The organism is Radicibacter daui (genome assembly GCA_030657355.1).
GTDB classification, from domain to species: Bacteria; Pseudomonadota; Alphaproteobacteria; order Radicibacterales; family Radicibacteraceae; genus Radicibacter; species Radicibacter daui.
Genome location: CP131056.1, coordinates 3,564,637 through 3,576,497, shown reverse-complemented (window position 1 = coordinate 3,576,497; position 11,861 = coordinate 3,564,637). Strand labels below are relative to the sequence as shown.

Here is an 11,861-nt window from a genome sequence, read left to right as displayed (position 1 = left end):
CAAGGCGGCCATGATCTTTCGCTGGTTCGAAAATCTCATCGATCCGTTTCTGCCGGGTGCAGACGTGCAGCCGCCGGTCAATGTCTGGCGCTTCTATCATCATTTCCTGAAGCAGGCCTGGCGGGCGCTGGCGGCGCTGCTGGTTATCGGCCTTGCGGCGGCCGTGCTCGACGTGCTGCTCTTCCGCTATATCGGCTCGATCATCGATATGGTGCGCGAGGCGCCGAACGGGCAATTCTTCGCCCTGCATGGGCGGGAACTGCTCTGGATGGCGGTGGTGACGCTGCTGTTCCGGCCGGTGGTGTTTGCGCTGCATGGGCTTCTGGTGCGCCAGACCATTGCGCCGTCGCTCACCAATTTCGTGCGCTGGCAGAACCATCGTTATGTGATGGGCCAGTCCATCGGCTGGTTCCAGAACGACTTTGCCGGCCGTATCGCCAACCGCATCATGCAGACGGGCGGGGCGCTCAGGGAATCCACCCTGCAGGTGATCGACGCTGTCTGGTTCGTCATCACCTATACCGGCGGCGCCATCTATCTCTTCATGCAGGCAGACAAGTGGCTCGCGGTGCCGCTTGTGCTGTGGGTCATTGCCTATGTATGGCTGCTGCGCCTCTTCGTGCCGCGCATCCGTCACCGCTCCTGGGTACAGTCCGAAGCGCGTTCCAAGCTCATGGGTCGCATCGTCGACGGTTACACCAACATCATGACGCTGAAGCTTTTCGCGCGCTTTTCCTTCGAGCAGGACTATGCGCGCGAGGCGATGCTGGAGCAGACGGAAAAGCACCGGGCAGCCACCCGCCTCATCACGCTGCTGGAGACCCTCATCACCATCTCCAGCAGCCTGCTGATTGTGGTGACGTCCGGTCTGGCGCTCTTCCTGTGGGATCGCGGCGCGATCACGGTGGGGGACATCACGCTCGCGAGCACGCTTGTCATCCGCATCAACAACATGGCCGGCTGGATCATGTGGACGGTGACGAGCATCTTTGAAAATGTCGGCACCGTGCAGGATGGCATCGAGACCATCTCGCAGCCGCGCCATGTGCTGGATGCGCCGCAAGCGCGCGGCCTTGCCATCCGCGAGGGTGCTATCCGCTTCGAAAACATCCGCTTCCACTATGGCAAGGAAGGCGGGGTGATCGAGGGGCTGGACCTCAACATCCGCGCCGGCGAGAAGATCGGCCTTGTCGGCCCCTCGGGCGCCGGCAAGTCCACCCTCGTGAACCTGCTGCTGCGCCTTTATGACCTTGAAGGCGGGCGTATCCTTATCGACGGGCAGGACATCGCGCTGATGTCGCAGGAAAGCCTGCGCGCCCAGATTGGCGTGGTAACGCAGGATACCTCGCTGCTGCACCGCTCCATCCGCGACAACCTGCTCTATGGCCGCCCCGGCGCGAGTGAGGAGCAGATGGTGGCCGCAGCCCGGCAGGCGCGGGCGCATGACTTTGTGCCGACCCTTTCCGACAATCGTGACCGCACCGGCTACGACGCCTATGTCGGCGAGCGTGGCGTCAAACTTTCCGGCGGCCAGCGCCAGCGTATCGCCATCGCCCGCGTGTTGCTGAAGGACGCGCCGATCCTGGTGCTGGACGAGGCAACTTCCGCGCTCGACAGCGAAGCGGAAGCCGCCATCCAGGAGCAGCTGGAAAACCTGATGCGGGGCAAGACGGTGATTGCCATTGCCCACCGCCTCTCCACCATCGCCCGCATGGACCGGCTGGTGGTGATGGACAAGGGCCGTATTGCCGAGATGGGCAGCCACGCCGAACTGGTGGCGGCCGGTGGGCTTTATGCGCGCCTGTGGGACCGGCAGACCGGCGGCTTCGCAGAGGCGGGCTGAACGCCGTCTTAGCGGCGTTTGGCCTGCTGCACCGCTGTTTCCAGGGCCGACAGGAAGCGCGAGCGGTCCTGTTTGGTGAAGCTGGCATTGTGGCCGCTGACTTCGCCGGTATCGCGCAGGTGGCTCATCAGGTCGCGCATGGCAAGCGCCATGCCGATACCTTCCTTGTGGAAAGGCTTGCCGGTGGGGCCGAGCACGGTGGCGTCCTTTTCCAGGCAGCGCGCCGCCAGCGGAATATCGGAGGTGATGGCGATGTCACCGGCCTTGATGTTCTCGGCAATCCAGTTGTCGGCGGCATCGAAGCCATCCGTCACCACGACCCGGTTCAGTGTCGGGATTTCGGTGACGCGCAGCCACTGGTTGGAGACGAGATGGGTGCGCATATTGTGGCGCAGGGCCACCTTCAGCGCCTCCTCCTTCACCGGGCAGGCATCGCCGTCGATATAGAGCTCGGGCATCAAGCCGCTTCTTTCGTTGCCTTGATCCATGCGGCGACACCTTCGCCCGCGGCAAGGCCGGTGGCAAGGCAGGCCGTCAGCAGATAGCCGCCCGTCGGCGCTTCCCAGTCCAGCATCTCACCGGCACAGAAGATGCCGGGCAAGGCGCGCAGCATCAGCCGGGCATCTATCGCGTCTAGGCTCACGCCACCGGCCGTGCTGATGGCTTCGTCAATCGGTCGCGGGGCGGCGAGGCCGAGCGGCAAGGCCTTCAGGGCGGCGGCAAGAGCGGTGGGCCGGTTCAGAATCTCGGGCTCCAGCAGCTCATAAAGCAGCGCCGTCTTGATGCCTTCGATACCGGCGACACGGCGCAGGTGATTGGAAAGCGATTTGGCGCCGCGCGGTTTGGCAAGGGCTTCGGTCAACTGCCCGACACTGCGGCCTGGCACAAGGTCGAGCATCAGGGTTGCCTCGCCCGTCTGCTCCAGGCTGTCACGCAGCGCAGCCGAGAGGGCGTAGATGGCTCCGCCCTCGATGCCCTCGCTGGTAATGACAGCCTCGCCCACAAGGCTGCGGCCGCCGAAACTGAGCCCCAGCGGCTTGAGGGGCGCTCCGGCAAAACGCTCGCGCAGATGCTGGCTCCAGCCGACGGAAAAGCCGCAATTGCTGGGGCGAAAGCGCGTGGTGCCAACGCCGCGCTCCTTCAGCAGCGGTGCCCAGCTGCCGTCCGACCCAAGCCGCCGCCAGCTGCCACCGCCAAGGGCCAGCAGCGTTGCGTCAAAATGTTGTTCGAAGGGGCTCGCCGGCCCCTGGAAGCGCAGGCTGGTGCCGTCCGCCCCCCAACCCAGCCAGCGGTGGCGCGGCCTGAAGGTGGCGCCGCCCGCCGACAGGCGGCCAAGCCAGGCGCGCAGCAGCGGGGCTGCCTTCATTTCGGTGGGGAATACCCGGCCGGAGCTGCCGACATAAGTCTCGATGCCGAGCCCGGCCGCCCAGCTGCGCAGGACATCGGGAGAGAATTTTTCCACGAGCGGGGCAAGCCAGCTGCGCGCGCCGGCATAGCGCCCGAGAAAATCTTCCAGCGGCTCGCTGTGCGTGAGGTTGAGGCCCCCGCGTCCGGCCATCAGCAGCTTGCGGCCGAAAGTCGGCATCGCATCGAAAATGGTAACGGCGATGCCCTGGCGCAAAAGCACTTCGGCGGCCATCAGCCCGGCCGGGCCGCCGCCAATCACCGCGACATGCGGTGCGGGATCAGAATTCTTCAAGGCTGGCGGGGCTTTTCTCGAGCAGGGTGGCGACGAGGCCCATGATCTCTTCGATCTGGGTGCGCGTTTCTTCCAGCGCGTCGGCCGTCTTGTCGTCGATGCCGGCTTCAAACAGCATCATGTCGAAATATTCATGCGCGTTGGTGAAGTTGCGCTGCTCGTCGATCAGCAGTTCGCGCGCACCGATAGCGCGGGTCACCGTCGGCGGAGCATTGCGGAAGAAATAGACGCACAGCGCGGTGAAGGATTTGAGCGCCGCGATCTTCTGCTTCATCACCACATTTTCGGTACCTTCCGGCACCAGATCAGGCTTCTCGCGCACACGCGCCAGCAACTGCTCGATGAGCTGCTGGATCTGCTTGTAGATGTGGCGCACTTCCTTGTAGCGGTGGAACTTGGTTATCTCTTCGGTCTCGGCGAGCACATTGATCGCCGAGACGTCGCCGTCGAGCGTTGCGAGCATGCCATTCACGATGGTCTTCTCGCGTTCCTTCTGGCGCTCTTCAGACGTGTTCAGCATGGGGGATGCGGTCCGCCTCGGTTGTCGGCAGCCCAACGGGCTGGGCAGGGTTCCTGATATATCTTCCGGATGAGATTAACGCGCGATGCCTTATGCGCCAAGTGCCCCAATCGTATGGGGCACCGGCACGCCGGGTTAGGGTCGGCGTCGCAAAGTGCCCGGCAGCGGGGTTATTCCGCCTTGAGCCGGTCCGGTTCGATCATGGAGAGGAACTCGCGCCTTGTATCCGGGTTGGAGCGGAAGGACCCCAGCATGCGGCTGGTGGTCATCACCACGCCCGGCTTGTGCACGCCGCGGGTCGTCATGCAGTGATGCTGTGCTTCAACCACCACGGCAACGCCGAGCGGATCCAGCACGTCCTGGATGGTGTCGGCGATCTGGCTCGTCAGCCGCTCCTGGATCTGCAGGCGCTTGGCGAAGGCCTCGACCACGCGGGCAAGCTTGGAAATACCGACAACGCGGCGACGCGGCAGGTAGCCGATATGCACCTTGCCGATGATGGGGGCGAGGTGGTGCTCGCAATGGCTGGAGAACCGCACGCCGCGCAGGGCAACGATCTCGTCATAGCCATCGGTCTCGGAGAAAGTGCGCGCGAGCAACGCGCGCGGGTCGACATCATAACCGCCGAACCATTCGCCAAACGCCTCGACCACACGCTTGGGGGTGTCGGCAAGGCCTTCGCGCACAGGATTGTCGCCGGCCCAGCGCAGCAGCGTGCGCACGGCATCCATCGCTTCTTCACGGGTGACGTCGGCTTCGGGCGCGGCCGGGGTGGCGACGCTGAGCGGGGCGGCGATGATCTTCTTCTGCTCGGCCATGGTGGTCGTTCTCTTGAAAGCTCTTGCTGCCGGTTGTTCCACCCAGTGAGATAGGGCTTACTTCCGGAAAGGCACGCACCCTATCACGTTGACGCCGGCGCCGGTGAGCCTGAAAACTCACGACGCTGTGTTGCGCTTCACGCACTCGCGAACGTGAAGTGCCTCGCACCAGTACTCCCCGTCACCTGCCGGAGCCAGATGAAATGACCGTGACCGCCGTGAGGGGCGCACTGCTGAGCTTTGCCGACGATCCTTTTCTGGTCGGGGCCGAGGCAAGCCGGCATTACTGGCCTGACGGCGGCATGGTGATCGAGGAAGGGCGCATTACCTCGATCGGGGACTGGAGGGATGTCAGTGCTACGCTGCCGGCAGGGGCTCAGATCACCGATTACAGCGGCCATCTCATCCTGCCAGGCTTCATCGATGCCCATGTTCACTATGCGCAGATGGAAGTGATTGCCGCTTTCGGCACCCAGTTGCTCGAATGGCTGGAAAAATACACCTTTCCCGCCGAGCAGAAATTCTCCGACCCCGCCCATGCCAGGCTGATTGCGGAACTTTTCCTCGGCCAGTTGCTGGAGAACGGGGTGACGACGGCCGGCGTCTTCTGCACATCCTCACCGGTCTCGGTGGACCAGTTCTTTGCCGCGGCGGACGGCCTTGGCCTGCGCATGATCGCCGGCAAGGTGCTGATGGACCGCAATGCCCCGGCGAGCCTGCGCGATACGGCGCAGGGGGGCTATGACGAGTCAAAGGCGCTCATCGACCGCTGGCACGGCAAGGGGCGGCTCCTCTATGGCATCACCCCGCGTTTTGCCATCACCTCTACCGAGGAGCAGCTGGAGCTGGCGGGGGCACTGGCCAGAGAGGCGCCGGATACCTTCATCCAGAGCCATGTGTCGGAAAACCGCGCCGAGATCGAGACGGTGAGGCGCCTGTTCCCGCAGCATCGCAGCTACACCGAGGTTTATGCCCATTACGGCCTTCTGCGCGAGCGGGCCGTCTACGCTCATGGGGTGTGGCTGGATGAGGAGGAACTGCGCCAGTTCCATGAGGCCGGCGCCATCATCGCCCACTGCCCGACCTCCAACACCTTCATCGGGTCGGGCCTGCTGGACCTCAATGCGGTCCAGAAAGCCGGCCGGCCGGTCAAGCTTGCCATCGGTACCGATGTGGGCGGCGGCACCAGCTTCTCGATCTTCAAGACGCTGGGGGAAAGCTACAAGGTCATGCAGCTGCAAGGCCATGTGCTCTCGGCACTTCGTGCCTTCTACCTCGCCACGCTGGGCGGTGCGCGGGCACTGGGGCTGGAGGCGGATATCGGATCGCTCGATGCCGGCAGCGAAGCTGATTTCTGCGTGATCGATCCGGGCGCGACGCCGCTCATGAAGTTTCGCATGGAGCAGTGCGAGAGCGTGGAAGACCAGCTGTTCGTACTGATGACGCTGGGCGACGAGCGCAATGTCGTGGCCACCTGGGCAGGCGGGCGCTGCCTGCACCAGCGCCCCGCAGCGGCATAAAAAGGGCCGGCCGGCGTGGCCGGATATGATTCGCCTGCGACCGGCTGCCGCATCATACAGCGTTAGGTTTTAGCGGTTGCAGCACTACGCCCCAGGTTTATGTCGGATAGAATTTTGACTACGATTATATGAAAAATACGATTCTCGCTTTTGTCTAAAATGCCCCGCGTTATATCTGCCCGCTAACCGGTATCAGGTGGCGCCAAGACCCCTCGACAAGGCCGGCAATCAAGGCATGGCAGGGGTACGAGCATGGCCGGCATCACCAATCCCGTCCGAACGTCAGCGCAGCCGGTCCGGGGGGCCGCACGGCAGGGTCCTGCAACACGCCATAGTGCCGTGGATACCAGCTTGTGGTCGGATGAGGCGCAGCAGGATGCCGATGCCGATCTCTTTGTCGTGTGCCAGGTACTGGAGAACCGGCTGGTGCCGGCCAAGCGCTTCGACACGCTGCAGGCGGCCGCCGAAACGGCGCAGATGCAGAGCCGCGACGGGGGCACCAGTTGCGTGATGCTGGAGCGCGATCTGCTGCTGTTCGAGCGAGGCGAGGGGATTCGCATTGCCTATCGCAACGGCAAGCCCTTTGCCCTTGGCGACAACCTGCAAAAGGCGCTGCGGCGCACACGCAGCAGCCAGGAGCGCCAGCACCGTGTCGAGCAGCGCCAGCGCGAAAAGCAGGAGCGCCGCAGCCTTGTGGAGCATGCCATCATCGCCGTGTTCGCCATCATTCTGGGCGCGCTGGCGGTGATGACCTTCATGCATTTCGGCTGAAATTTTTTTTAAGAAGCTATTCCAGATATTTGCCTCGCGGTTTGGCCGGCGGGGACGGCTCTTGCCGTCCTGACACTCTGGTATGCGCGCGGGCGATGGTGTTAAGACCTCGTTAACAACCATCGCCAGGAAAGGGCAGCCAGATGCAGGACTACGCGGGCAAGGTGGCATTGGTAACGGGCGCCAGCCGGGGAATCGGTGCGGCGACTGCAAGGGCTTTTGCCGACCGTGGCACCAATGTGGTGCTTGCCGCCCGCAATATGGGGTCACTGCTGGAACTGGTGGACGAGATCAACGCGGCGGCGGCCGGCGCGCCGAAGGGCGCACGGGGGCAGGCGCGGGCGATCAGCTGCGATGTGGGGGATTATACGCAGGTGGAAACGGCGGTGGCCGCCACGCTCGACCGGTTCGGCCGGCTCGATTTCCTCATCAACAATGCCGGCACCATCGACCCGATGGGCAGCATCGCGGCCAGCGAACCGGCGGACTGGGCGCGGGCGCTGAAGATCAACCTGCTGGGCCCATATCACGGCATCCGCGCCGCACTGCCAGTGCTGCAGGCGCAGGGCAATGGCGGCGCCATCATCAATATCAGCTCCGGTGCGGCCCATAACCCGATGGAAGGCTGGGCCGCCTACTGCACCGGTAAGGCCGGCGCCGCCATGCTGACCCGCGCCGCCGCGCAGGAGGTGGACGGCAGCGCCATCCGCATCATCGGCCTGCGCCCCGGCACGGTGGAGACGCGCATGCAGCAGCAGATCCGTGCCTCCGGCATCGATAACCGCGTCTCGCGCATGACGCCGGCCGACCATTTCCCGCCTGAAGCGCCGGCGGAACTCATCTGCTGGCTGTGCAGCATGGCCGCAGCCGATCTGCACGGGCAGGAAGTGGATATCCGCATGCCGGAAATCCAGGCGCGGGCCGGGCTGCGGCAAGCAAGCTGAGCGCCCTTCAGGACCAGTCAAAGAAAAGCCCCGCAGCCATGAGCCGCGGGGCTTTTTGCTTCCGGTGCTGAAGGGTCAGCGGTTCATGCGGTTATCCACCAGCTCACCCACCACGCCGGGATCGGCGAGGGTGGAGGTGTCGCCGAGGCTGTCATGCTCGTTGGCGGCAATCTTGCGCAGGATGCGGCGCATGATCTTGCCCGACCGGGTCTTGGGCAGGCCGGGCGCCCACTGGATGAGGTCCGGGCTGGCGATGGGGCCGATTTCCTTGCGTACCCACTGCACCAGTTCCTTGCGCAGCTCTTCCGTCGGATCGATGCCGACATTGAGCGTGACATAGGCATAGATGCCCTGGCCCTTGATCTCGTGCGGATAGCCCACCACCGCGGCCTCAGCCACTTTGGGGTGGGCGACGAGCGCGCTTTCGATCTCGGCCGTGCCCATGCGGTGACCGGAGACGTTCAGCACGTCATCCACGCGGCCGGTGATCCAGTAATACCCGTCCTCATCGCGCCGGCAGCCATCGCCGGAGAAATAGAGGCCGGGGAAATGCTGGAAATAGGTGGCGATGAAGCGCTGGTGATCGCCATAGACGGTGCGCATCTGGCCGGGCCAGCTGTCGGCAATGCAGAGATTTCCTTCCGTCGCGCCTTCCAGCGGCTTGCCGTCATTATCGACCAGCAGCGGCTTCACCCCGAAGAAGGGCAGGGTGGCCGAGCCGGGCTTGAGATCGGTGGCGCCGGGTAGCGGGGTGATGAGGATGCCGCCGGTCTCCGTCTGCCACCAGGTATCCACCACCGGGCAGCGCTCCTCGCCCACCACGCGGTAATACCAGAGCCAGGCTTCCGGATTGATCGGCTCGCCCACCGAGCCGAGCACCCGCAGGGACGAGCGGTCATGTTTCTTGACCGGATCCTCGCCCAGCCGCATCAGCGCGCGGATGGCGGTGGGGGCGGTATAGAAGATGTTGACCTTGTGCTTCTCGATCACCTGCCAGAAGCGGCCGGCATCCGGCCAGGTCGGCACGCCTTCGAACATCAGCGAGGTGGCGCCGTTGGCGAGCGGGCCATAGACGATGTAGCTATGGCCGGTAACCCAGCCCACATCCGCCGTGCACCAGTAAACATCGCCCTCGCGGTAATCGAAGACGTATTCATGCGTCATCGAGGCGTAGACGAGATACCCGCCGGTGGTGTGCAGCACGCCCTTGGGTTTGCCGGTCGAGCCGGAGGTGTAGAGGATGAAAAGCGGGTCTTCCGCATTCATCTCCTCCGCCGGGCAGTCGGCGGAAACCTTTGCGATTTCCTCATGGTACCAGACATCGCGGCCCTCGACCCAGTCAACCTTGCCGCCGGTGTGGCGCACGGTGATGCAGGTCTTGACGTCCGGTGCGCTTTTGAGCGCGACATCGGCATTGATCTTGAGCGGCACGCCGCGCCCGCCGCGCAGGCCTTCATCCGCGGTGATCAGCACGGTGGCGCCGCAATCGATCAGGCGGTCCTTCAGGCTGTCGGGCGAAAACCCGCCAAAAACGATGGAATGCACGGCGCCGATGCGGGCCGAGGCCAGCATGGCATAGGCGGCCTCCGGGATCATCGGCATGTAGATGCAGACCCGGTCGCCCTTCTTGACACCATGGGCCTTCAGCACATTGGCGAGGCGGCAGACCTTCTCATGCAGCTCGGCATAGGTGATGTGCTTCGAAACGTTGGGGTCATCGCCTTCCCACAGCAGCGCCGTCTGCTGCGCGCGTTTGGGCAGGTGCCGGTCGATGCAATTCCACGCCACATTGAGCGTGCCGTCGCCATACCAGCGGATGCGCACATCGTCCTTCGAATAAAGGACGTCCTTCACTTCCGTGTAGGGCTTCATCCAGTCGAGCCGTTTGCCCATCTCGCCCCAGAAGCCGTCCGGATCGTCGATGGAGCGCTTGTACATCGTCTCGTACTGCGCCTTGGTGACCTTGGCGCCCTTGGCGATGCTGTCCTTGACCTTGATGAGCTGGGGGCTGTCCGACATGGGGTGCGTTCCTCAAAGGCTTTGTATCGTTGGATTTTGCGTCATCATTCCCGATGACGCTACGGCCTGCAAGGCGGATTGGCTGACGGGTCGCAGCAACTGCCGCCGGCTTCGGTCCGGCGCCGCCTGAGTCGCCGTACAGAATACACCCGCCGCCGCCTCCCCGACTTGATCTGTGACAACAGATAGCAACGGTGCCGCCGCGAAAGGGGCGCACGCAGGCTTCTATTCCTGCGCTCTGATTAAAATTGCAAATTATATCTCAAGAAAAAACCTTTACGTGCTGGCCGGGCCTCGTTCCGGACACGCACGGTGCGGCCAGCTCCTTTTTTATGTCTCAAGGGAGCACCCTCATGCGCCGTTATCTTATTGCCCTTTCCCTTATCGCCTCCATCGTTGGGATTGCCGGAACCGCCACCGCGAACATGCAGATTGTGGTCGCCAGCGGTTGTTCGGGGGCACAGGCCACCACCATCGGCAACGCCGCAACAACCGCGACCACCTGGGCCGGCAACACCATCAACAATATCGCAACGAACACCGCCGCCATTCTGACCAACAGCTGGGCGCCATACACGACATGGTTCGGTGCTTATGATGCCGGGCGGCTGACACGCGTGAACAACGTCATGGGCAGCATTTCCACGAAGCTGACCTCCAGCGCCAATCTGGTGGTCAATTGCCCGGCGGACGGCACGCCGCCCTGCGACGAGATCGGGGACATCGCGGCAACCGTGCTGGATCAGGATGGTGACGTGGAAATGTGGTTCTGCACCACTTTCTTCACCCTGCCGCCGTCGGCTGGATACGATACGCAGGCCGGGACCGTTATTCACGAATTCTCCCACGCCGTCGGCGGCACGGATGATCTTGAATACGGCACCCAGCAAGCCCAGTGGCTTGCGACCAACAACCCGGCCTTCGCCGTGGTAAACGCCGACAACTACGAGTTCTTCAACGAAGACATCAACTGAGGCCGGTGCCGGACGGGGCGGCTTGTCTGCCGTTCCGTCCGTGCGGGCCTGTTCCTGTCGATGTTCCTGCCCCGGAGAGGGAGGTTCTCATGCGCCTTGTGGCCTTGATTGTAACGGGCCTGTTCCTGCTGACCCGCCCGGCCGATGCTCAGCAGATCGTTCCCAACCCATTCGCAGCAGTCCCTTGCACCGCCCAGCAGCTCACGGCGCTGACCTCCCTGTTCACCGCGCTCGATACGGCGATCAACCTCACGAACGTCCAGATCGGCGCCAACAAACAGGCCATTCTGACCAACAGCTGGGCGCCGTACCAGACCTGGTTCGGCAGCTACGCGCCGGGGCCTTGGACCGAGGTAACGGTCAACCTCAACCTGCTGCAGGTCAATTTCCTCTCCAGCCCCAATTATCTGACCGTCACCTGCGCGGCGGACGCGACGGCGGCGCCGTTCTATACTGGCGATGGCGGGCTGGAGCTGCTGGCTGTCAGGACCAACAACTGGCAGGCCTGGCTGGCGCCGACCTTCTTTGCCGCTACGCCCGTCCAGCAGCAGGCAATGGTGCTGTCGGCGGCGCTCGACAATCTTGCCACGCTGCAGGCTTCCACCCGCACGACTGCCGAGGCGCAGGCCCTGACAGGCTTCGTCGCACCGCCCTCGACCATCGGGCCTTCCTTTGCCGCTTCCAGCATCGCCAACTATACCGGCTTCATCGCGGCGGTCGGGGCCGGGCCCTGAGAGCGGGGCGGACAGGGCT

General features: G+C 63.9%; 11 protein-coding genes. 6 read left to right on the top strand and 5 right to left on the bottom strand.

Features of this window, described 5'->3' with window-relative positions:
* The first annotated feature begins 10 nt into the window (after positions 1-10).
* Positions 11-1,843 carry an ABC transporter ATP-binding protein gene (locus QTL98_RS16720; RefSeq protein WP_445679600.1) on the top strand — a complete coding sequence of 611 codons (1,833 nt, stop codon included), beginning with the start codon at positions 11-13 and terminating at the stop codon, positions 1,841-1,843.
* 8 nt (positions 1,844-1,851) lie between these two features.
* Here the strand turns inward: QTL98_RS16720 and QTL98_RS16715 are convergent, their stop codons facing one another.
* From QTL98_RS16715 to folE, 4 genes are all read right to left on the bottom strand, one after another.
* Positions 1,852-2,301, bottom strand: a complete 450-nt coding sequence (locus QTL98_RS16715; RefSeq protein WP_445679599.1) for a YaiI/YqxD family protein — start codon at positions 2,299-2,301, stop codon at positions 1,852-1,854.
* A complete protein-coding gene (locus QTL98_RS16710) occupies positions 2,301-3,482 on the bottom strand; it encodes a TIGR03862 family flavoprotein (protein WP_510637583.1) in 1,182 nt (393 codons plus the stop codon). The genes QTL98_RS16715 and QTL98_RS16710 overlap by 1 nt, the downstream gene beginning before the upstream one ends.
* 46 nt (positions 3,483-3,528) lie before the next feature.
* Positions 3,529-4,062 carry a hypothetical protein gene (locus QTL98_RS16705; RefSeq protein WP_445679597.1) on the bottom strand — a complete coding sequence of 178 codons (534 nt, stop codon included), beginning with the start codon at positions 4,060-4,062 and terminating at the stop codon, positions 3,529-3,531.
* Between the two features lie 170 nt (positions 4,063-4,232).
* The gene (folE, locus tag QTL98_RS16700; RefSeq protein ID WP_445682177.1) at positions 4,233-4,793 is read right to left on the bottom strand and encodes a GTP cyclohydrolase I FolE; all 561 of its coding nucleotides are present in this window, start codon (positions 4,791-4,793) and stop codon (positions 4,233-4,235) included.
* A 290-nt stretch (positions 4,794-5,083) separates the two neighbouring features.
* Here folE and guaD point away from each other — a divergent pair, with 290 nt between their 5' ends.
* From guaD to QTL98_RS16685, 3 genes are all read left to right on the top strand, one after another.
* Positions 5,084-6,400 (top strand): guanine deaminase, encoded by a 1,317-nt coding sequence (gene guaD, locus QTL98_RS16695; protein WP_445679596.1) that lies wholly within the window; start codon positions 5,084-5,086, stop codon positions 6,398-6,400.
* A gap of 252 nt (positions 6,401-6,652) precedes the next feature.
* Positions 6,653-7,171 (top strand): hypothetical protein, encoded by a 519-nt coding sequence (locus tag QTL98_RS16690; protein WP_445679595.1) that lies wholly within the window; start codon positions 6,653-6,655, stop codon positions 7,169-7,171.
* 143 nt (positions 7,172-7,314) lie between these two features.
* Positions 7,315-8,115: an SDR family oxidoreductase gene (locus QTL98_RS16685; RefSeq protein ID WP_445679594.1), complete on the top strand. Its 801-nt coding sequence runs from the start codon at positions 7,315-7,317 to the stop codon at positions 8,113-8,115.
* Between the two features lie 75 nt (positions 8,116-8,190).
* Here the strand turns inward: QTL98_RS16685 and acs are convergent, their stop codons facing one another.
* Positions 8,191-10,134 (bottom strand): acetate--CoA ligase, encoded by a 1,944-nt coding sequence (gene acs / locus QTL98_RS16680; RefSeq protein ID WP_445679593.1) that lies wholly within the window; start codon positions 10,132-10,134, stop codon positions 8,191-8,193.
* Between the two features lie 353 nt (positions 10,135-10,487).
* On the opposite strand from acs, the gene QTL98_RS16675 reads away from it, so the two are divergent.
* Entirely contained in the window at positions 10,488-11,108 is a 621-nt protein-coding gene (locus tag QTL98_RS16675) for a M35 family metallo-endopeptidase (RefSeq protein WP_445679592.1), read from the top strand.
* Positions 11,109-11,197: 89 nt separating this feature from the next.
* Entirely contained in the window at positions 11,198-11,842 is a 645-nt protein-coding gene (locus QTL98_RS16670) for a M35 family metalloendopeptidase (protein WP_445679591.1), read from the top strand.
* Positions 11,843-11,861: the final 19 nt, after the last annotated feature.

Bases quoted from the DNA above. Each gene is read 5' to 3' on its own strand.
- QTL98_RS16720 (WP_445679600.1), top strand. From the start codon at position 11: ATGATCTTTCGCTGGTTCGAAAATCTCATCGATCCGTTTCTGCCGGGT.
- QTL98_RS16715 (WP_445679599.1), bottom strand. From the start codon at position 2,301: ATGCCCGAGCTCTATATCGACGGCGATGCCTGCCCGGTGAAGGAGGAG.
- QTL98_RS16710 (WP_510637583.1), bottom strand. From the start codon at position 3,482: ATGGCCGCCGAAGTGCTTTTGCGCCAGGGCATCGCCGTTACCATTTTC.
- QTL98_RS16705 (WP_445679597.1), bottom strand. From the start codon at position 4,062: ATGCTGAACACGTCTGAAGAGCGCCAGAAGGAACGCGAGAAGACCATC.
- folE (WP_445682177.1), bottom strand. From the start codon at position 4,793: ATGGATGCCGTGCGCACGCTGCTGCGCTGGGCCGGCGACAATCCTGTG.
- guaD (WP_445679596.1), top strand. From the start codon at position 5,084: ATGACCGTGACCGCCGTGAGGGGCGCACTGCTGAGCTTTGCCGACGAT.
- QTL98_RS16690 (WP_445679595.1), top strand. From the start codon at position 6,653: ATGGCCGGCATCACCAATCCCGTCCGAACGTCAGCGCAGCCGGTCCGG.
- QTL98_RS16685 (WP_445679594.1), top strand. From the start codon at position 7,315: ATGCAGGACTACGCGGGCAAGGTGGCATTGGTAACGGGCGCCAGCCGG.
- acs (WP_445679593.1), bottom strand. From the start codon at position 10,134: ATGTCGGACAGCCCCCAGCTCATCAAGGTCAAGGACAGCATCGCCAAG.
- QTL98_RS16675 (WP_445679592.1), top strand. From the start codon at position 10,488: ATGCGCCGTTATCTTATTGCCCTTTCCCTTATCGCCTCCATCGTTGGG.
- QTL98_RS16670 (WP_445679591.1), top strand. From the start codon at position 11,198: ATGCGCCTTGTGGCCTTGATTGTAACGGGCCTGTTCCTGCTGACCCGC.